We start from the raw sequence: 20,248 nt of genomic DNA on the forward strand, positions 1-20,248 counted from the left end.
AGGGGGCGCCGGCAGGTGCGCGAGCATCGAACACAAGAACGGACCCCGCCCCACGTGGGCCCACTGTCTTTTGGTTCCCTTTACCCAACCTTTGCCGTATGCTGTGACAGGAAACGGTCGGCGCCGTGCAAGGCGACGGGCCGTCCCTGTAGGCGAGGTAAGGGACTACTGGCGCCACAGGAGCTTGCCGCACCCCCGCTCACCGAGACCGAGCGGGGGTGCTGCTCCGTTCAGGGGCTCGGCTACGGCTGGGCGTTGACCTCTGCCAGCCACCAGCGGACGGCCTCGTCATACTCGCGAGCACGATGCGATCTGACGCACCCCACAGATACCTCTCCGGCAGGCTCTCCGGCAGGTCGACGGCGCGCCCGAGCTGAGTGGCCAGACTGAGCCGGGGGGAAGTGAAACCGTCCCTCAGGTATGGAATCAGCGAGGCATCGATCGGCTAGAACCCCTTAGAGTCGAGCGTTCCAACCCACGCTGGAACGCTTGCGCGGGGTGGCTGGCCTCAAGGCGACCAAGACCGGCATCACCTTCTCGCCACGCAAACCCATCGCGGACGACCTCGTCGAACGCCTGGCACGGGCGTCGCAAAAGGACATCGGGGCCTGAGGGCTCGCCCGTCTGATCCGACGACCCGCTCATTCGTGCGAGCGACCCGCGGCACGAGAGTGAGGTCGGGGTCTCGACGTCGGCAAGGACGGCTGCCAGGTCGCGAGGCGGCCGGCGAGGGCGAAACGCACCACGGCATACCTGCTTCGACCCCCGGGGGCGGGGCGACGTAGACCCGTCAGTCGTCACGGTGCGTCGAAGGTCTGCACGACCCCATCTGACAGGGGAGGATAGGCCCATGAGCGCACGCACCCAAAGGCAGCCGCCCACTGTCGCCGTCATCGGCGCGGGTTCCGTCGGGGCCACGATCGCCTACACCGCCCTCGTCCGCGGCACCGCCCGTCGCGTAGTGCTGCACGATATCAACGCCGCCAAGCTCAAGGCGGAAGTGCTCGACATCAGCCACGGGTTGTCGTTCACGCCGATGGGGTCGATCGACGGCAGCGACGACGTGGAGATCTGCCGCGACGCGCGGGTGGTGGTCGTCACCGCGGGCGCCAAGCAGCAGCCGGGCCAGAGCCGGATGGAGCTGGCCGAGAGCACGGTATTGCTGACGAAGAAGCTCATGCCGCGCCTGCTCGAGGTAGCGCCCGACGCAACCTACATCATGGTCACCAACCCAGTGGACGTGGTGACGACCGCGGCGCTGCGGATGACGGGGATGCCGCCGGAGCAGCTCTTCGGGTCAGGCACCGTCCTCGATTCCTCGCGCCTGCGGTACGGCATCGCGGACACGATCGGCGTCGCGGTCCAGAACGTCCACGCCTACGTCGTCGGTGAGCACGGCGACACCGAGTTCCCGCTCTGGAGCTCGGCCAGCGTCGGCGGTGTGCCCCTGGTCGACTGGTCGCGACGCCACGGAGGGGTGCTCGACGAGGACGCGCGGGATGCGATCGCCCACGACGTGGTGCACGCGGCCTACCAGATCATCGAGGGCAAGGGGGCGACCAACTACGCCGTCGCACTTGCCTGTTGCCAGATCGTTGAGTCGGTGCTGCGCGACGAGCGGCGCGTGCTGCCGGTGTCCACCATGCTTACCGGCGACTACGGCATCGACGGCGTATGCCTGTCCATCCCGACCGTGGTGGGCTCTGGCGGCGCGATGGAGCGGCTGCAGGTCCCGATGTCCGACGCCGAGCGCCGGCTGCTGCGGCAGAGCGCCGACTCCATCCGTCGCACGGCCGAGCGGGTCGACGCCTGAGGAACCGGCCTCGTCACCGGCTCGGGCAGGCAGGCGCGGCGCCACAGGCTTCCCCGGTCGCCACGGGCGACAGGTCGTGCGAGCCTGGACGGCAACGGGGCACCGCCCTCCCTGGCATCGGTGGTGGCATCGGTGCCAACCCTCGACAACCCGGGAGCACGCCATGACCGACCGTCCCACGGACACCCACCTTCGCGATGACGACCAGCACGACGCAGACCTGCGGAACGACAGTGACGCCAGCCTTGTCACCCGACGTGAGGAGCTGCGGGTCCGCACCGAGCAGGTCGCCCGCGGCCGCGTCGTCCTGCGCAAGCGGGTCGTCGAGGAGGAGCAGACGATCACTGTCACCGTGCGCCGTGAGGAGCTCGAGGTCGTGGAGGAGGACGCCGCCGACGTGAGCGCTGCCCCGCTCCACGATCGCGGCAGCGACGCCGAGACCCTCGGTTCCGACCGCGCCCAGGACGAGGCGCGCCGCCCCGAGGCACGTCTCAGTGAGGCGCGCGCCGACGACGACGTGGAGATGGTCCTCTACGCCGAGCGCCCCGTGGTCACGATGGAGGTCGTCCCCGTCGAGCGGGTGATGCTGCGCCGCAGCGTGACTACCGAGGAGCGCACCATCAGCAGCGACGTCTCCCACGAGGAGATCGTGGTCGAGGGTGACGGTCTCGACCACGCCGACCGCCTCGACACCTGAGCAGGTCTCCCACCCACAAGACATCGCTACCCCCAGTCGGATCAGCCGCGACTAGCACTGCGACGCAACCCGGGGCGGCTCATAGGTTCCCTTGCCGGGAAGCCAGCGATCGAGGTGTTCATTCTTCAGGGGTTCGTGCGATCCGTTGTTCTGGGTCGGTGGGCCGATGCTGCCTTCTTGCCCGGACCTCGGACGAATCCGGATGTCTCACCGCGGCGCTGTGAGCGGTGATCCATGGCCTTGAGGTAACGGCGGGTCATCACGAGCTGTGCAGTTCGGCTGAGCGGTCCAGCCACTCTGGCCAGCGTTGTCGCCGGCCTCGAGTAGGCGGTAATCGTGAAGGACAGGCGACCATCGGGGTGCTGCTCAAGGAGGAAACGTTCCTCGCCGGCCTCCGGGTGCCCAGGCAAGGTGCCGTACGTGAATCCTCGGCGGTGCGGCTCGTGGACGACGTCGACTACTCGGCACGGAATCCGTAAAGAGAACCGCCCCAGTCCTAGCCTGAGCACAACCACGGAGCCGGCTTCCAGTGGATCGTTCGAGATGTGCATCTCCAGGCCGGCGCGGTCGTGCATCTGGCCGCCGAGCAGTTCGCGCGCCGCGGCGTCGAAGTCTCGGCGTCGTAGCAGGACCGACCGGTGAATCGCATGAAAGTCGCGCGGTGCCGGTCCGTCGATAACCCCCACAGGGGCGTATGAGAACGGCTATGCCCGCAGGGCAACGGACTGAGATTCACCCAGACGATGGACCGGCATAGCGACATCATGCCCGCTTCAGCGACTGTCATGCCCGTGGCATGGTCGCTCCGCGCGACAGCGGCAGGTTCCGGATGTTCCGCATAATCCGTTGCTCAGTCTGGGTCGCTACGTCAGGCTCGGGCGACGACCTCCAGCGACCTGGGGGACGCCAATACCGCCAGTCGCTCGTCCCCTTATGCGGGCGCGGCTACCGTGCTGAGCGGGGCGAGGTGGTCGCCGCCGCCGCGGTGAACCGGTGGGCCAGCGTGCGGAAGGCATCGGCGAGGGCGGGCGGGCCGACAACGAGGATATCGGCGTCGTACCGGGCGATCGCGGCGGCCAGGCCGATCCAGGACCAGGCGCCCAGGGTGAGCCGGCAGCGTTCGGGCCCAAGATCCTCGACGATGCCGTCGTAGGCGTACGGCGTCACCTGAGAGGTAGGTAGGGCGAGCTCGACGGTGCCTGTACAGGGCCAGGCGTCCGAGCCGTCGGTGGAGCCCTTGAACAGGCCGTTGACGAAGGTGGCGAGCTCACCACCGGGCACGTCGCGGGGTGCGAAGCGGGGTCCGGTCGGGAGGCGGGGTGTGATGCGGTCGGCGCGGTAGGTGCGCCAGTCGCCGCGGTCCAGGTCCCAGGCGAGGAGGTACCAGCGGCCGTTGCGAGTGATCAGATGGTGCGGCTCGACGCGGCGGGGGGGAGGAGGGATCCGGTTCGGGGTGATGACCGGTGTCGGCCCCGCCGCAACTGGTGCCCCGGCAGCTGCCTCGTCCTTCCGGTAGTCGAAGCGCAGGACCTCGTGGGCGCGGACCGCTGAGCTGAGTGCCGCCAGGACCGAAGGCGTGACCTCGGGAGCGCGGTGTGAGGCGACAGGGGTGAACTGGACAGAGTCGACGCGGTGCCGGAGTCGGGCGGGCATCACCTGACGCACCGTGGTCAGGGCCCGGGAGGCGGCTTCACCGAGGCCGGCGCCACCCGTGGCGGCGAGCTGCAGGCCCACAGCCATCGCGACCGCCTGCTCGTCGTCGAACAGGAGTGGCGGGAGCTGGGAGCCGGCCTCCAGGCGGTAACCCCCGTCGGGCCCTTTGAACGCCTGCACGGGGTAGCCGAGCTGGCGGAGCCGGTCGATGTCCCTGCGCACCGTGCGGGGCGTGACCTCCAGCCGGTCGGCCAGGGTGGCGCCTGGCCAGTCCCTGCGGGCCTGCAGCAAGGACAACAGCGTGAGTAGCCGGGTCGACGTACGGTTCCTCTCGGTCATGCTCCTCATGATGCTCCAGAACAGGACCCAACCTGTCCTCTTCCCGGGAGAGAGTCATCCCATCGCCACCGACGGGGTGGCGTCAGCAGAGAAGGAGCCCGAGATGAGCATCACCACCACCACGCACCTGAACTTCCGCGGACAGGCCTCTGAGGCGCTGCATTTCTACGCCCAGGTCTTCGGCGGACAGGTCATGGCCTTCACCTTCGCCCAGGCCGGGGACGAGCAGGACACCGCCGACGGCGCCGTGGCCGAGCAGATCAAGTGGGGCGGGGTGAGCGCACCCGGAGGGTTCTCGGTGATGGCCTTCGACGTCCCTCCGGGACGGTCCTACCACCCAGGGACTGCCGCGTTCTACGTATCGGTGCGAGGCACCGACACCGAGGAGATCACGGGTTACTGGCATGCCCTGACCGTCGGTGGCACGGTGCGGGCCGACCTCGCGCCGGCCGGCTACGCACCGCTGTACGGCATGGTGACCGACCGTTACGGTGTGACCTGGGTGCTGGACGTCGTCCCGCCCTACAGCGGCTGACCATTGCTCGAGGTGAAGTCCTCGACGAGGCGAGCCAGAGTGATTTCCTACGAGCCCTTGCGCCGCCCGGACGCCCTGGATACGCTCCGCTCACATTTCCTTACGTGTTCAGACGGGGGACCTCGCAATGGGGCGACGTATCGCAGCTGTCGTCGTGGCTGGCCTGGTGGCCAGCACGGTGGGCTCGGGATCGGCAGGGGCCTTCCAGGCCGCCGGCTCGGGCACGGGTGGCACGGGGGGAGGTGAGCGCACTGCCTCGGCGGGAGGCGACGTGGGCGGGGAACGGCATACCGTCACCCTGATCACTGGTGACGTGGTGACGGTGGCCACCTCCGCGGGTGCCCGGCCCACCACGACGGCGAGCGTCGTCGCGGCGCCGCGCCCGGGCGGCGTTCCCGTCGCCTTCCGACAGATGCACGACGGGGAACGCCTATTTGTCGTGCCCAGCGACGCGGCGGCCTTGGTGTCCAGCGGTGTGCTGGACCGGCGCCTGTTCGACGTGACGGGTCTGGTCGAGGCCGGGCTCACCGGCGAGCAGGACACCCGCCTCATCGTGCAGATGACCGGTGAGAGCATCGCGACGGGCGACGACAGCCTCATGCGCGGTGTCGCCCGGGATGCGGGCCTGGACGTGGTCCGGTCGCTGACCTCCATCGATGCCGTCGCGACCGCCGTCACCGGCGAGGAAGGTCTCAACTTGGTCGGTGCCCTGGGTGCCAGCCCCGGGAGCAGCCCCGCGGCGGTCTCGAGGATCCAGCGGGTGTGGCTCGACGCGCCCGTGCGCAGCATGGATGCCGAGTCGATGCCGCAGATCGGGGCCCCGCAGGCGTGGGATGCCGGGTTCACTGGTGAGGGCGTCACCGTCGCCGTGTTGGACACCGGCATCGACACCACCCACCCTGACCTGGCGGGGCAGGTCATCCTGGAGGGCAACTTCTCTGACAGTCCGGACACCATGGACCGGGCGGGGCACGGCACACACGTCGCCGGCATCATCGCCGGCACCGGTGCGGTCGACCCGGCCATGCGCGGTGTCGCGTACGACGCCTCCCTGATCAACACCAAGGTCCTGGACGACGACGGGTACGGCTGGGAGTCGGAGATCATCGCGGGCATGGAGTGGTCGGCCCAGCAGGGCGCGGACATCCTCAACATGAGCCTGGGCGTGCCCTTCGGATTCACCGACGGCACCGACCCGGGTGCGCAGGCGGTCAACGCCATCTCGGAGGAGTACGACGTCCTGATCGCCGTCGCGGCCGGGAACGAGGGCTGGGCGGGTCCGGGCTCAGTGGCTACCCCCGGCACCGCCGACCTCGGACTGACCGTGGGCGCAGTCGACAAGTCGGACGTCTGGGCCGAGTTCTCGGGTCAGGGTCCCCGCACCGGCGACAGCGCGCTCAAGCCCGACATCGTCGCCCCCGGTGTGGACATCATCGCGGCGCGGGCCGCGGACGGCTGGCTCGGTGACCCGATCGACGAGCACTACACCAGCATGTCCGGGACCTCGATGGCGACACCGCACGTCGCCGGGGCTGCGGCGGTGCTGGCTCAGGCGCAGCCCGACCTGTCCGGCCAGGAGCTGAAGTCGGTGCTCATGGGCTCCGCTCAGCCGGTCGGCGACACGGTATGGCGTGAGGGCGCCGGGCGGGTCTACCTGCCGACGACCCTGGATGCGCAGCTCGTGGCGCAGCCGGCCTCGCTGTCCTTCGGGCTCTTCCCGTTCCCGCAGGACGAGCTCCAGCCGGAGACCCGGACCCTGACCTACCGCAACGACGGCGACACCGACGTCACGGTCGCGCTGACGACCGAGCTCGCCGACGATGCCGGGGACCACGGTGGCAGCGCGCTGACTCTCTCTGCGCAGACCCTGGCCGTCCCGGCCGGCGGAACCGCCACGGTCGACGTCACCATCACCCCCGGCCAGGTCGACGTCGGCCGCTGGGGCGGTGTCGTGCTGGCCAGCGACGACGAGGGGCGGCAGGTCCGCACCACCGTCGGTTTCGAGAACGAGCCGCTCAAGTACGACCTGACCATCAGGGCGATCGACCGCAGCGGTGGGCCGGCCCAGGTCGACGCAGCCGTCCTCAACGTCCAGGACGCGAGCATCTTCGCCGACATCGACGTTCCGGTGGACGGCGAGACCACGATCCGGGTCGAGCCCGGCCCCTACTCGGTCACGGCCTACCTCCCGGAGTGGGACGAGAGCGGAGACTGGCCGGAGGTCGTGTCGTTGACCGGCATCTACCAGCCGCAGCTCGAGGTCGCCGGTGACACGGTGGTCGAGCTGGACGCGCGGGAGGCGACCCCGCTGACGGTGCGGACGGAGCAGCCGGCGACCACCCTGGAGGCCTCGCTGACCCATCAGCGGACCGACTACGCCGACAACGGTGGGTTGAGCGTGGGCTGGGGAGTCGGTGACATCCCGCTCTACGCGACCCCGACCGAGCCCGTCCTGGACGGCACCTTCGCGCACCTGTCCACGCACGGGCTGGAAGGCCCGGGCGAGCGACCGGACTACACCTACGACCTCGCCTTCGTCGAGCCGGTCGTCCCCGCCGACCTCACCTACGTCGTCAGCGACAGCGAGCTCGCGGCCATCGACTCGACCTACCGCGCCGAGACCGATCCCAGCCTCTTCCTCGAGGGCCGAGGCCCGCTGCCCGATGGGTGGTGGATGGCCTCCATCGGCCTCTTCGAGCAGGAGGGCCCGACGCAGCGCACGGAGTTCGTCAGCACCGAGGGCGTCCAGTGGGTCCAGTCGGTGATGGAGCCCGATGATGAGGGTTGGCCGCTGACCTGGTGGGACACCGATTTCGAGAGCTACGAGCCGGGTCAGCGGCTCAGCACCGCCTGGCTGAGCGCGGTCTACAGCCACGGGCTGCCCGGCATCCACGGCGTCCGAGAGGCTGACCTCGTCGAGTTCGTCCTACCGCACGTGGCTGACGACCACGGTCACGCGACGATGGTCGAGGGGGCGGCCTCCTCATACCTCGGCCTGTGGGCCGGAGGTGAGCTCATCGCTGAGAGCGAGGAGTGGCCGGACCTCATGGCCGAGGTGCCGACGCAGGCAGACCTCCGTCTTGTGCAGCGGACACAGATCGACCACCCGCAGTTCCCACGCAGCATCCACCTAGACACCGAGTGGACCTTCCCCTCGGCCACGACCGAGGACCTGCAGACGCTGCCGATGCTCGACATCCGGTATGGCGTGCAGCAGCTCAGCCTGCTCAACGAGAGCGCGCGCCAGGTCCGGATGGATGCCGAGGTCTACCCAATGCCCACCCTGGACGGTCCGGCCCCGGCTCCGGAGCTGACCGCCTTCGAGACCTGGTGGTCCGCCGACGACGGCGACACGTGGACCGAGGCGGAGGTGACCCTGCACGGTCAGGGGAACGTCTCCGTCGCGTTCGACGCCCCGTCGGACGCCGAGTTCGTCTCGCTGCGGGCCACGGCGACGGACGCCGCCGGCAGCACGGTCACGGAGGAGGTGATCCGGGCCTTCCGCGTCGACGGCGAGCTGGACGGCCCGGAGGTGGTGCGCGTCGCCGGGCTCGACCGGTACGCGACGGCCGCCCAGATCTCGGCCCACTACGAGCCCGGTGTGGACACCGTCGTGGTGGCGACGGGTCTGGAGTTCGCCGACGCCCTCGTGGGCGCTGCGCGGGCCGGTGAGCTGGCGGGTCCGGTCCTGCTGACCAGACCGCACGGCCTCGCCTCCGCCACCAGGAGCGAGCTCAGCCGCCTCGAACCGAGCACGGTGCTGGTCCTGGGCGGGACCGAGGCGATCCACGACGCGGTCATGGACCAGATCCGTGGGGTCGTGCCCGCTGCCGAGGTGCGTCGTATCGGAGGCACTGACCGCTACCAGACGGCTGCTCTGGTCGCCCGCGAGTTCGGGATACCGGAGACCATCTACGTCACGACCGGGGTCAACTTCCCCGACGCCCTCGCCGCATCGGCGCTGCCCTTCGGCGGCTCCGTCGGTCCGGCGGCCTACGAGAGCGCCTCGGTCCTGCTGACCCGTCCGACGTCGCTGCCGGGCGCGACCCGCGCGGAGCTGGAGCGGATCAGTCCCGAGCGGATCGTCGTGGTCGGTGGGGTCGAGGCGGTGTCTGATGAGGTGATGCGGGAGCTCGAGGCCTACGGTCACGTCGATCGGGTGGCGGGCGATGACCGCTACCACACGGCGGTGCTCCTAGCCGAGGAGTTCACCAGCGCCGACATGGTCGTCCTGGCCTCGGGCCAGAACTGGCCGGACGCCCTCGCCGGCGCCGCGTGGGCCAAGCGGGAGGCCGCACCGCTGCTGCTGGTCCGTCAGGACAACGTCCCGGGTGTGACGTGGGGCAAGCTGGAGCAGCTCGACCCTTCGACGATCAACGTCCTGGGTGGCCCGGTCGCCGTCTCGGAGGAGGTGCTGCACCACCTGCGCACCCTCCGGTGAGCCAGACCTACCGAGCACGTGAAGAGGCCCGACCGAACGCCACCAGGGGTGTCCGGTCGGGCCCTTACGCGCTGTCGGTCAGGCGCGGTCGGTCCGGCATTCTTCTTGCTTCTGTGAGGAAGTGGGCGACCTGTGTGGGTCGGCCTGTAGCAAGGGGGAAGCGAACGTCTTCCAAGGTGGGACAGGGTCGGCCGCCACGCGTCTCAAGGTGTGCCGGTCTGCAGTCCTCGTGCGACGGCGCCGCCGATCAGCCCTACACCCAGTAGGGCTAGGAGCCAAAAAGCGTTCTCGTCTGCGCGATTGGTGAGGTTGAGAAAGGCGATACCGAAGGCAAGGAGGCCGACAGTAAGTGCGCCTAGACTTTCTTTCCGCATCGAGGGGGTCCCTTCCAGGGGCAGGGCTGCAAGCGTCGTCCTTGTACGCCTCGGTCAGGGGAGCACGCTACCGGAGGTCTGGCGCGAGCCGGCCTCGTCCAGGGCATGCGACCCGCCGCAGAACAGGATGTCTAGCTGAGCCGTGCCTGGAGTGATGAGGTGCCGTTGCGACCCGAGCGGTGACCCGCAATGCTGTTGAGGTCCGGCGTGGCACTGGCCAATGGGACCGTCTGCCCGCCATGCGGGGACATTCAGTGACGGATCAGCATGTGGGTGTCATCGTCGAGCACCTCTTCGACGCCGAGGTAGGCCAGGTCAGCGACGAACCGCGCGCGCGAGGCGGGCGCCTCATCGGTGCTCCGGAGGTAGCGGGCGTAGGCCTCAGCTGTGGAAGTGTCACCGAGCCCGCTCTCGTCGGCGGCGAACCAGCGGACGACAGACGGATCAGGCACGCCACCCTCTCCAGAGATTGCAGGATCGAAGGCGTGACTGCAGGCAGGGCAGACGATGGTCGGCATGAGACCCAACCTAGGTGCCATGCGCAGGGACTGCATCCCACCTCCGGAGGAGCTTTCCAGGCGGCTCTGCGACCACGGTCTGATCCGACCCTTGACAGCAGGTGCCACAACGTCCCACGGCATGAGCGGGCGAGCGCAGCCATCCTGAGCGCGGCAGAGTCGTGCGTCCACCGTGCGGCTGCGCAACCAGATCAGATGATCTGCTCGTACCGAGTGAGCGCGTCCATGTAGGTGTCTCTGTCGAATTGGAGCTCGAGCCCTTCGTAGTCTGCGCCACATCCCGGCCCGAAGTCCGACCACGTCACGGTTTCGGATCCGACCTCGATGTGGGCAAGGAGTGGCCCGCAGCCGATGACCGTGCACGTACATCCGAGAAGCGCTGTGCGCCCAGACTCATCCTCAGGGCGATGACCAAGGAGAAGTTCGGTCATGTTGGTCCCGATGGGGTGACCAAGAAACTCGGGTAGCTTGAACCCGGGTGGTACGTGAGGGCGGACCCAGTCCACTAGGTTTTTACCGTCCACGATGATGTCGACCGGGGACTGCTGCACGATCAGGTGACAGTGGTTAGTCACGCAGCCTGATTGGCTGGTGTGGTCATGATGGTCTCGTAGTCGATGGGGGTCAACCGGCCCAGAGCGGCTTGTCGGCGGCGGCGGTGGTAGGTGCGCTCGATCCAGGTCACGATCGCGATCCGCAGGTCGTTGCGGGTGGCCCAGGGGTGTCGGTCAAGGACGTTCTTCTGGAGCAGCGCGAAGAAGCTCTCCATGGCGGCGTTGTCGCCCGCGGCGCCGACTCGACCCATCGACCCGACCATGTCGTGGCGGTTAAGAGCGTGGACGAATTTCCTGCTACGAAATTGCGATCCTCTGTCCGTGTGAACCACGCAACCGGTGACGTCACCGCGCCGGGCGACGGCGTTGTTGAGTGCGGTGACGGCGATCCTGGACTTCATCCGGGAGTCGATGGAGTAGCCCACGATCCGGTTGGAGAAGACGTCCTTTAACGCGCAGACGTACAGCTTTCCTTCACCGGTCCAATGCTCGGTGATGTCGCCCACCCACAGCTCGTTCGCAGCGTCGGCGGTGAACTCGTGCCGGATCCGGCCCTTCTCATCGCTGACAGCGCACAGGTCCTCGTGCACCGGCGGGCCAGGCTTCTTGCCGTTCTTGCCCCGCCTCTTCCCGAAGGCAGACCACCAGCCGTTGTCCGAGCACAACCGCCACGCCGTCCGCTCGCTCATGGCGTGGCCGGCATCGCGGGCCTCATCAGCCAGGAACCGGTACCCGAACTCAGGATCGTCACGGTGAGCATCGAACAGCGCGTTCGCGCGGTGCGCCGCGGCGAGGTCGGCGTCGGTGACCGGGCCCGCCAGCCACCGGTAGTAGGGCTGGCGAGCAATCTTGAGCACCCGGCACGTCACCGTGACGGGGATCCCGTCAACGGCCAGCTCGCGGACGAGCGGGTACATCATTTCCCCGGCAGGTTCGCCTGAGACAGATAGGCCGCCGCGCGGCGCAGGACCTCGTTCTCCTGCTCCAACAACCGGATCCGCTTCTTGGCCTCACGCAGCTCAGCCGAGGCGACCGCGGCCCCACCGGGCCGCTCACCGTCGGCTTCCTCGGCCCTCTTCATCCACGTGTACAGCGTCGTGAAGTGGATCCCGAAGTCCTTAGCGATCTGATCGAGTCCGACATCCGGCTCCCGATTGCGCGCGACCCTGACGACATCGTCGCGGAACTCCTGGGGGTAGGGCTTGGTCACGGTGAACATCCTTTCAGCCCAGCCCGAGGACTAGGCAGCTCAGGTGTCACCTATCCGTGCAGCAGTCCCCCGTGTCGTAGCGAGTCGACTCTCTCCACGGGTGCATACCCTCTGCAATCCTCAACTGTAGGTCCCGCACCCGGATCAACGTTTTCTTCATAGAACCAGCATCTGAGCCGGTTGTCGCGCCGACGCGGATCGCATAACGGCCCTCCAGGATGGCAGCACTCTGGAACGTCCCCCACATGCCTGGAGCGAAAGCCATCAGCAAGGCCCCTCCTTCCTTGTCCACGATGCGCAAGGTGCCCGCATCGATGGCTACGTCGAAACTGTCGTTGACACTCGCCCGCCTTGTCGTGAACAAGTAGCCGCGCGCTCTCATCGTCGCCGTCGCAGGGCAGAAGATCGTGAAGAGCGACGTGCGGGGGCTGCGGAGTGCGGCTTCCGGTGGTTGCCCCTCTATCATGCTGACGCGGCGATCCTCCTCCATCGTCACAAGAAAGATTTCAGGATCAGCGTGGCTCTCGTCGCTCATACCACCCCAGGCTATCTGTCCTGAGGCACCAGCAGTCCGCAGCCAGCCCGCAGAAGATCCGCCGCAGGACTCTATCCAGCCAGCACACCTTCGCCCTGACCTGCATACTCGCCACTTCTTGTCGCTACCCATACCCCAGTGAGGCATTGATCTAAATCTTTTCGGACTCGGTGTCATCGGTGCACTCATCCGCTTTACGCCCGCGTCACATTTGGCGGAACTGACGTCTTCGCTAGGGATATCTACACGCCGGCGACGTAGGCGGTGAGGAGGTGGACGCCGTGGCGGTCGAGGTTGCCGCGGGCCCTGTCGTAGTGCCCGGTGGTTCTGGGGTCAGCGTGACCGGCCAGGATGTGGGCGTCGCGTAGGGGCACTCCGGCGTCCACAGCGTTGGCGATGGCGGCGTGCCGTAGCGAGTGGGGGCTGATGGGCCTGGGAATCTGGCCGTCTTCGCGATGCGCCTCACCCCGTCCCGAGCAGCCAGAAGCGGCAGACCTTGCGGTCGCTGACCACATTGGCCTGCAAGCTCCCCATAATAAGTAGCCGGGCGGCGACCGCTCTCGCCAGACTCGAGGGCCGACTCGACGTACGCCGGACCCTACCGACGGCGTTCGCCCGCACCGGTCCTGATGGCCGAAGCTGCGGTCCAGTCCCCTGAAGGTCAGCGAGTACCCATCCCCGGCGGCACCCTCACCATCAACGTCGACGGGGCGGGCCGGCGGCCAGAACGTCAAGAACTCCGCCTCCGAACCGGCCAGTTCGAGCTCGCGGTCGCCAACTACGTGATCACCACGAGCGAGCGACTGGACCTCTTGACCGAGGACGACCTGCTGCTCGAGCCTCTCGGACGTTGACCCTTTGGAGTACCTGACCACTGAGGACCTTGGCCTCCAGGACTCCGCGGCCCACCGCCCCAGCGCCAGCGTCTTACGATGTGCCGCCTACTCGGACATCGTTGGCAAGGCGGGTGCGCTCTTGGAGTCCCGCCAGCGGCCACGCCGACCACCAGACAGCAGTTCGTCACCTGGTCAAGTGGCACTAGCTCGAGCCAACGACTGGCGACAAAGTAGTGCGTCTCAGGTGCCTTCCTGGTCAAGTCTCTCGAGGATCCAGGCGCGTATAAGGGTGGGGACGGGGATGTGGTTGGCGTCGGCCACGCTCTGGATCTTGTCCTGCTCTGCGGCACTCAACCGCACCAGGAACACCGTCGAGAGGTCCAGGGGGTCCCTCTGTACTTGATCGGCAGACGCTTCCTCCGAGGTGGACTCGCAGTCCACAGGCCACCACATCGATCGACCGCCGGTGACCAGCGGAACCGTTCACGGCCGACGTACGACAGGGCGGATGAAGGCTCCGATCGCGGCGACCGCGGCTGCTGCAATGAAGGCGATGAATGGGCCAGCGCTCGCCGAGAGAGCTCCCATGACGGGAGCACCGGCCGCCTGGCCGAGGGCGATGACGAGAAACGCTAATCCGACCCCGGCTGCGGGGGCCTGCGTGTAGACCTCGGTTCCCCCGATCAGCAGCAGCCCGGTCAACGCGATGTAGGCAGCACCGAAGGCCGCCGACGCGAGCCACGCGACCGCGACGATACCGGGATACGCGGCGAGGAGGCCTGTGGCCAGCCCCATGACGAGCATGGTCGTCACCCAACTGGCCCTGATGCCGAAGCAACGGCTCAGGTCGCCGGCTGCCGCACCGAGCACGCCGAAGGCGCCGAGGAAGACCCACGCGATGGACGAGGCGGATTCACTCATTCCTCCGGTGCTGACGAGTAAGTCACGACCGAAGGTCCACATCGCGGAGCTGGCGGCTCCCATCAGCGCGGCCGCCGTGAGCAGTCGGCCGCTGCCGGTGGGTAGGAGGGGGCGAGGGATGAGGGCATCGGCGGTGGTTGCGCCCGAGCGGTTCACCGGCCCGGAAGGAACAACGAAGGCGGCCCAGAGGGTGGCAAGGGCGCAGATGATCGCGAACAGAACCCAGGCGACCCGCCAGTGCTCGTGGGTAAGGAGTGCGATCGGGCCGGCAACAGCCACACCGATGCCGGTGCCGGCGTTGATCACCGTCTGCGTCCGGTTGCGCATCGGTGCCGGCACAGTGTGGGCAACCGCGTGGGCCAGGGGCGGCGATGCCACGCCGGTGCTCGATCCGGCGATGAGTACCCCTACCGCGAGCACTCCGGCAGTTGGCGCGGCCGCGACGATGAGCACCCCGGCGGTCGCAGTCATTCCCGCTGCGACGGCGACGGCGCGTCCGCCGAACCGTGGGGTGAGGATCGTGGAGGCGATGATCGCAAGGCAGTATGAGACGTAAGAGCCGGACGCGATCGCCCCGGCTGTGCCGGCATCCAGCGCGAACTCGGCGCGGAAGACCGGTACGAACAACCCGTAGGCGAACCGGGCCAGTCCGTAGCAGACCGCGATCAACGACAGCCCGGCGCCCGTCAGCCACAGTGACTGGCGCCGGCTGAGTAGGCCAGCCTCGTCCCCCTCGGCCACCATGCTCTGCTCCCGCATTATCCGCTCCAATCTCACAGATCTGTGAACCCAGAACACGGTACGTATACTGGTCGGTGAAGTCAATGACGCGAGGCGAGGAGTTCACATGGAGGCCGAGGACGACTCCGCTGAGGTGCTACAAATGCCGCCGTTGACCGCTGGTGCGCGGCGCCTCGTGGAAGTAGCTTCCGAGCTGTTCTACCGGCATGGCATCCATGCGGTCGGTGTCGATACGATCGCTGCGGAGTCGGGCATCACCAAACGCACTCTGTATGACCGGTTCGGGTCGAAAGACCAGCTCGTCGCGGTCTACCTCCAGGCCCGTCACCAACGCTGGTGGGAACGGATGGAGCGGCGGGTGGCGCGGGAGTCGGAGTCTCCGGTGCTCGCCCTTTTCGATTCGTACGCCCAAGATTCCGAGTCATCGGATCGGGGCTGCGCGTTCATCAACGCTGCGGCGGAGTTGCCCGCCGATCATCCCGCCTACCGGGTCGTGCGCGCCCACAAACGAGCCGTGCTCGACCGCCTGGTCGAGCTGCTCGGCCCAGGTTCTGCCTCTCACCAGGAGTCTGTCGCCGTCGCTCAGGAGATCTACCTGCTGCTCGAAGGAGCCATCGCCCATCGCGGCATCGACGGCGATGACCAGCTCCTCAGGCGCGCACGTGAGATCGCGGTGTGGCGGCTCCACGATCGCAGCCTGAACGCGACCGCTCACAGATGACTTTTGCCATCGTCTGAGACGTGCCGAAGAGCCAGCCTCCGCCTGAGCCTGCCGAGGGTTCTGAACAGAGCTCGTGACGATTCGTACCGGGACAGTCTCACTGCTGCATCCTGGGATCCTGCGTAGGGTCGTCATACATGGGCGGGCAGCCGTCTCCGAGGGCTTCTGGGCGCAGCTCGTAGTGCCAGGGTTCGTTCCGATAGATCTGGCAGAGGCCGTACCCGGCGCCATGTTCGGACAGCCACTCCGCGGCCGTCCAGGGCCCGATATCGACCGCATCCCCCGACACGTGGGCAGACGTCCCCGGAGTCGCAACCCACCGAGCTGCCTCCTCCGCGGACCCGTACTCCAAGATGGCCTCCCGAAGGAGCTGTTCCTGGTACTCAGCCGAGCGCCAGCCACTGTTGACCTGCAGCTGTACCCCCTCACCGGCGGCATCCTGCGCAGCCTGGCGCAGGGCACTGAGCAGAGCGGGGTCGAGCTTGGCCACGGCCGGATCCTCGTCAGCGAACATCGCCGGACCGTCAACGCTGATGGTGATGAGATCCTCACTGGTCGCCCGGACGGAGCCAATGTCAGATGTGGTGACTCCGACCAGCGCAGCGCCGACGACGGCGAGGACGGCGACGATGGCTGGGCGGGTGCGGCGGGCTCGGGATCGTGCCGGTCTGCGGTAGGACATGCCACCAGCCAAGGCAATGGGGTGTTGCCGGGGCGTATGCGCTTTTCGATACGTTGACGATAGATCCGTACTCGTAACATCGAGAGTCTGATGCGCGTGCTGATCGTCGAGGACGAGCCCTACCTGGCCGAAGCCATCCGCGATGGCCTGCGTCTGGAAGCGATCGCAGCCGACATCGCCGGCGACGGTGACACCGCTCTGGAGCTGCTGGGCATCAACGCCTACGACATCGCCGTCCTCGACCGCGACATCCCCGGACCCTCCGGTGACGAGGTCGCCAAGCGCATCGTCGCCTCCGGCGGTGGTATGCCGATTCTCATGCTCACCGCGGCCGACCGGCTCGATGACCTGGCCTCCGGGTTCGGGGTCGGAGCCGACGACTACCTCACCAAGCCGTTCGAGCTCCGCGAACTCGTGCTCCGGCTTAGAGCGCTCGACCGCAGACGCGCCCACATGCGCCCGCCCGTCCGGGAGATCGCAGGTCTGCGGCTCGACCCGTTCCGCCGCGAGGTCCACCGGGACGGTCGCTACGTCGCGCTGACCCGCAAGCAGTTCGCGGTGCTCGAGGTGCTCGTCGCTGCCGAAGGCGGTGTGGTGAGCGCCGAGCAACTTCTGGAGCGGGCGTGGGACGAGAATGCCGACCCGTTCACCAACGCCGTGCGCATCACTGTGTCCGCCCTGCGAAAACGCCTCGGAGAACCGTGGGTCATCACAACCGTGCCAGGAGTCGGCTACCGCATCGATAGTCGACCGGACACGGTCCATGAAGGCGAAGACCGTGCCTAGGGCGCCCAGGTTGAGCGCCCGCCTCAAGTTCGCCCTCAGCTACGCCGGGGTCATCATGCTCGCGAGTACCTTGCTGCTCGCGGTGGTGTGGGTGTTCCTGCTGCGGTACGTACCGGAGGTAACCCACGTTTCCGTCCGTTCCCCCGGAACGTTCGTGCCCAACCAGTCCGACCTCGTGCGCGCCTTCACTCCGCCGACAGCCGCGGCCCTGACCTTCCTCCTGGTATTCGGTCTCGTGGGAGGGTGGGTCCTCGCCGGCCGCATGCTTGCCCCGCTGACCCGGATCACGCACGCGACGCGCTTGGCGGCGACCGGATCTCTCTCGCACCGGATCCGGCTACAAGGCCGACAAGACGAGTTCCGGGAGCTCGCCGACGCCTTCGACGCCATGCTGGCGCGGCTCCAGGCACACGTGGCCGAACAGCAGAGGTTCGCCGCCAACGCCTCCCACGAGCTGCGCACTCCGCTCGCGATCTCGCAGACGATGCTCGACGTGGCTGCCCACGACCCGAGCCCGGACACCAAGCAGCTCATCGAGCGCCTCCAGGCGGTCAACAGCCGAGCCATCAACCTGACGGAGGCGCTGTTGCTGCTCAGCCGCGCCGGCCAGGGGTCATTCAGCCGCGAACCCGTCGACCTGTCCCTGGCCGCGGAGGAGGCCACCGAGACACTCCTGCCCGTCGCAGAGCAACGCGGCGTCACGATCGAGACATCGGGCGACATCGCGTTGGCGATGGGGTCACCGGCGCTCCTCCTCCAGCTGACCATCAACCTCCTGCACAACGCGGTGGTGCACAACCTGCCGGAACACGGCACGGTGTGGGTCACGAGCAGTCACGACTCCGAGAGAGTCTCACTCACTGTCGAGAACACCGGCGAGAAGCTCTCCGCTGAGGTGGCCGCGACGTTCGTCGAGCCGTTTCAGCGCGGTAGCGAACGCATCCGCACCGACCACGCAGGCGTCGGCCTCGGCCTGGCAATCGTCACGAGCATCACCGAGGCACACGAGGGAAGCCTGACCCTGGCACCCCGGGCCGCCGGGGGCATCTGTGTCACTGTGCAGCTGCCTGCCGCACCGGCAGGCACCTCGTCCGAGAAGGAAGGGGACGGCTCGCCCACTCGGCGCCACTCGTGACCCAGCTCACCGGCCCGTTCCGCGCCGTCCCCGCGGGGGTGGAGTGTCCGGGCTGGGGATACCGCCGAGCGAGCCTCCCGGGGGGACGGAGGCCTCGTGAAACGCTAAGGTCGTGCTGACACGCTTAAGGCAGGGGAGCGCGACGACGACGCTCAACACCTCCGGGCACTTGAGGCCCGACGCGGACGAGTCCGCACGGGCAGCCGTGGTGGCTGTGATCGTGTCCCGTGCGGACTCGTTGCGCTCTGTGGGGTCTGACAGGTCGCTGACCTGCGGCGTTGCTCAGATGTCGAAGTACATCTCGAACTCGTGCGGGTGCGGCCGCAGGCGGAGCGGGTCGACCTCGTTGGCGCGCTTGTAGTCGACCCACGTGCCGAGCAGGTCCTCGGTGAAGACCTCGCCCTCGGTGAGGTAGTCGTAGTCCGCCTCGAGGGCGTCCAGGACCGCCGGCAGCGACGTCGGCAGCTGCTCGATGTCCTGCAGCTCCTCCGGGGGCAGCTCGTAGAGGTCCTTGTCCACCGGCTCCGGCGGCTCGATCCGGTTGCGGATCCCGTCCAGGCCGGCCATGAGCTGGGCGGAGAAGGCCAGGTAGGGGTTGGCTGAGGGGTCGGGCACGCGGTACTCGATCCGCTTGGCCTTCGGGCTGCTGCCGGTGATCGGGATGCGCACGCAGGCAGAGCGGTTGCGGGCGGAGTAGACCAGGTTGATCGGCGCCTCATACCCCGGCACCAGGCGGTGGTAGGAGTTCATCGAGGGGTTGGTGAAGGCCAGCAGCGAGGGTCCGTGCCGGAGCAGGCCGCCGATGTACCACCGCGCGATGTCGGAGAGCCCGCCGTATCCGTTCTCGTCGTAGAAGAGCGGCTCGCCGTCCTTCCACAGGCTCTGGTGGGTGTGCATGCCGGAGCCGTTGTCCCCGAAGAGCGGCTTGGGCATGAAGGTCGCGGTCTTGCCGGCGGCCCAGGCGGAGTTCTTGACGACGTACTTGAACTTCATCAGGTCATCACCCGAGTGCAGAAGGGTGTTGAACCGGTAGTTGATCTCCTGCTGCCCGGCCGTGCCGACCTCGTGGTGGGACCGCTCCACGTCCAGGCCCACGCTGGCCAGCTCGATGCACATGCGGTCGCGGATGTCGGCGAAATGGTCGACCGGTGGCACCGGGAAGTAGCCACCCTTGAACCGGGTCTTGTAACCGCGGTTGCCACCCTCCTCCGCCCGGCCCGTGTTCCACGCGGCCTCGATGGAGTCGATGTAGTAGTAGCTGCCCTGGGGCTCGGAGGCGAAACGGATGTCGTCGAAGACGTAGAACTCGGCCTCGGCGCCGAAGTAGGCGGTGTCCGCGATGCCGCTGGAGGCGAGGTACTTCTCCGCCTTGCGGGCGATCTGCCGCGGGTCACGCTCGTAGGGCTCATCGGTGAAGGGGTCCACGATCGAGAAGTTCATGATCAGGGTCTTCTCGACCCGGAACGGGTCCAGGTAGGCGGTCTGCGGGTCCGGGATCAGCTTCATGTCCGACTCATGGATGGACTTGAAGCCACGGATGGAGGAGCCGTCGAACATCTGCCCGGTGGTGAAGGACTCTTCGTCGAAGGTCGCGGCGGGCACGTTGAAGTGCTGCATGACGCCCGGTAGGTCGCAGAACCGGATGTCGATGAACTTGACGTCCTCGTCCTTGATAAAGGCGAGGACCTCCTCGGCGTTACTGAACATTCTTCCTCCTGGTCGCGGACCGCCCGCTGGTCGGGTTCATGCTTCGACAT

The 20,248-nt window shown here is 67.7% G+C and carries 18 protein-coding genes; 8 read left to right on the top strand and 10 right to left on the bottom strand.

The genetic code is table 11. From position 1 onward, the window contains the following. Nucleotides 1-850 precede the first annotated feature (850 nt). Nucleotides 851-1,813 carry an L-lactate dehydrogenase gene (locus tag FY030_RS05240; RefSeq protein ID WP_158060586.1) on the top strand — a complete coding sequence of 321 codons (963 nt, stop codon included), beginning with the start codon at nucleotides 851-853 and terminating at the stop codon, nucleotides 1,811-1,813. A gap of 163 nt (nucleotides 1,814-1,976) precedes the next feature. Next, complete coding sequence (locus tag FY030_RS05245) at nucleotides 1,977-2,510, top strand: DUF2382 domain-containing protein (RefSeq protein ID WP_158060587.1); 534 nt, start codon at nucleotides 1,977-1,979, stop codon at nucleotides 2,508-2,510. Between the two features lie 125 nt (nucleotides 2,511-2,635). On the opposite strand, the gene FY030_RS17275 is transcribed toward FY030_RS05245, so the two are convergent. Then, nucleotides 2,636-3,196: a DUF1990 family protein gene (locus tag FY030_RS17275; protein WP_202879764.1), complete on the bottom strand. Its 561-nt coding sequence runs from the start codon at nucleotides 3,194-3,196 to the stop codon at nucleotides 2,636-2,638. A 259-nt stretch (nucleotides 3,197-3,455) separates the two neighbouring features. Continuing rightward, the gene (locus tag FY030_RS05255; protein WP_202879765.1) at nucleotides 3,456-4,502 is read right to left on the bottom strand and encodes a helix-turn-helix transcriptional regulator; all 1,047 of its coding nucleotides are present in this window, start codon (nucleotides 4,500-4,502) and stop codon (nucleotides 3,456-3,458) included. A gap of 103 nt (nucleotides 4,503-4,605) precedes the next feature. Here FY030_RS05255 and FY030_RS05260 point away from each other — a divergent pair, with 103 nt between their 5' ends. Both FY030_RS05260 and FY030_RS05265 read left to right on the top strand, forming a co-directional pair. After that, complete coding sequence (locus FY030_RS05260) at nucleotides 4,606-5,037, top strand: VOC family protein (protein WP_158060589.1); 432 nt, start codon at nucleotides 4,606-4,608, stop codon at nucleotides 5,035-5,037. 127 nt (nucleotides 5,038-5,164) lie between these two features. Further along, the gene (locus FY030_RS05265; protein WP_158060590.1) at nucleotides 5,165-9,478 is read left to right on the top strand and encodes a S8 family serine peptidase; all 4,314 of its coding nucleotides are present in this window, start codon (nucleotides 5,165-5,167) and stop codon (nucleotides 9,476-9,478) included. Nucleotides 9,479-10,103: 625 nt separating this feature from the next. Here the strand turns inward: FY030_RS05265 and FY030_RS05270 are convergent. From FY030_RS05270 to FY030_RS17280, 5 genes are all read right to left on the bottom strand, one after another. Continuing rightward, a complete protein-coding gene (locus tag FY030_RS05270; RefSeq protein ID WP_158060591.1) occupies nucleotides 10,104-10,304 on the bottom strand; it encodes a hypothetical protein in 201 nt (66 codons plus the stop codon). Between the two features lie 257 nt (nucleotides 10,305-10,561). Next, nucleotides 10,562-10,921 (bottom strand): hypothetical protein, encoded by a 360-nt coding sequence (locus FY030_RS16310; protein WP_192498730.1) that lies wholly within the window; start codon nucleotides 10,919-10,921, stop codon nucleotides 10,562-10,564. 20 nt (nucleotides 10,922-10,941) lie between these two features. Then, nucleotides 10,942-12,134, bottom strand: a protein-coding gene (locus FY030_RS05275) for an IS3 family transposase (protein ID WP_420371882.1) whose coding sequence is annotated in 2 segments (ribosomal slippage) — nucleotides 10,942-11,847 and nucleotides 11,850-12,134 — 1,191 coding nt in all. Because the reading frame shifts where the segments join, the coding sequence is not laid out codon by codon here. 46 nt (nucleotides 12,135-12,180) lie between these two features. Then, nucleotides 12,181-12,669, bottom strand: a complete 489-nt coding sequence (locus FY030_RS05280) for a hypothetical protein (protein ID WP_158060592.1) — start codon at nucleotides 12,667-12,669, stop codon at nucleotides 12,181-12,183. Nucleotides 12,670-12,911: 242 nt separating this feature from the next. Beyond that, nucleotides 12,912-13,184, bottom strand: coding sequence for a tyrosine-type recombinase/integrase (locus tag FY030_RS17280; RefSeq protein ID WP_158060593.1), 273 nt, complete (start codon nucleotides 13,182-13,184; stop codon nucleotides 12,912-12,914). Between the two features lie 114 nt (nucleotides 13,185-13,298). Here FY030_RS17280 and FY030_RS05290 point away from each other — a divergent pair, with 114 nt between their 5' ends. After that, nucleotides 13,299-13,523: a hypothetical protein gene (locus FY030_RS05290; protein WP_158060594.1), complete on the top strand. Its 225-nt coding sequence runs from the start codon at nucleotides 13,299-13,301 to the stop codon at nucleotides 13,521-13,523. A gap of 465 nt (nucleotides 13,524-13,988) precedes the next feature. Here FY030_RS05290 and FY030_RS05295 read toward each other — a convergent pair whose 3' ends face one another. Then, nucleotides 13,989-15,170 (bottom strand): MFS transporter, encoded by a 1,182-nt coding sequence (locus FY030_RS05295; protein WP_158060595.1) that lies wholly within the window; start codon nucleotides 15,168-15,170, stop codon nucleotides 13,989-13,991. Nucleotides 15,171-15,273: 103 nt separating this feature from the next. On the opposite strand from FY030_RS05295, the gene FY030_RS05300 reads away from it, so the two are divergent. After that, complete coding sequence (locus tag FY030_RS05300) at nucleotides 15,274-15,888, top strand: TetR/AcrR family transcriptional regulator (RefSeq protein WP_158060596.1); 615 nt, start codon at nucleotides 15,274-15,276, stop codon at nucleotides 15,886-15,888. A gap of 97 nt (nucleotides 15,889-15,985) precedes the next feature. Here the strand turns inward: FY030_RS05300 and FY030_RS05305 are convergent, their stop codons facing one another. Continuing rightward, entirely contained in the window at nucleotides 15,986-16,570 is a 585-nt protein-coding gene (locus FY030_RS05305; protein ID WP_158060597.1) for a M15 family metallopeptidase, read from the bottom strand. Between the two features lie 90 nt (nucleotides 16,571-16,660). Between FY030_RS05305 and FY030_RS05310 the strand changes: the two genes are divergently transcribed. Together FY030_RS05310 and FY030_RS05315 are read left to right on the top strand one after the other, a co-directional pair. Further along, nucleotides 16,661-17,356 (top strand): response regulator transcription factor, encoded by a 696-nt coding sequence (locus FY030_RS05310; RefSeq protein WP_158060598.1) that lies wholly within the window; start codon nucleotides 16,661-16,663, stop codon nucleotides 17,354-17,356. Nucleotides 17,357-17,366: 10 nt separating this feature from the next. Beyond that, nucleotides 17,367-18,491, top strand: coding sequence for a sensor histidine kinase (locus tag FY030_RS05315; RefSeq protein WP_272950542.1), 1,125 nt, complete (start codon nucleotides 17,367-17,369; stop codon nucleotides 18,489-18,491). Between the two features lie 282 nt (nucleotides 18,492-18,773). Here FY030_RS05315 and glnA read toward each other — a convergent pair whose 3' ends face one another. Continuing rightward, nucleotides 18,774-20,198: a type I glutamate--ammonia ligase gene (gene glnA, locus FY030_RS05320; RefSeq protein WP_158060600.1), complete on the bottom strand. Its 1,425-nt coding sequence runs from the start codon at nucleotides 20,196-20,198 to the stop codon at nucleotides 18,774-18,776. Nucleotides 20,199-20,248: the final 50 nt, after the last annotated feature.

This window comes from Ornithinimicrobium pratense (genome assembly GCF_008843165.1).
GTDB classification, from domain to species: Bacteria; Actinomycetota; Actinomycetes; order Actinomycetales; family Dermatophilaceae; genus Ornithinicoccus; species Ornithinicoccus pratensis.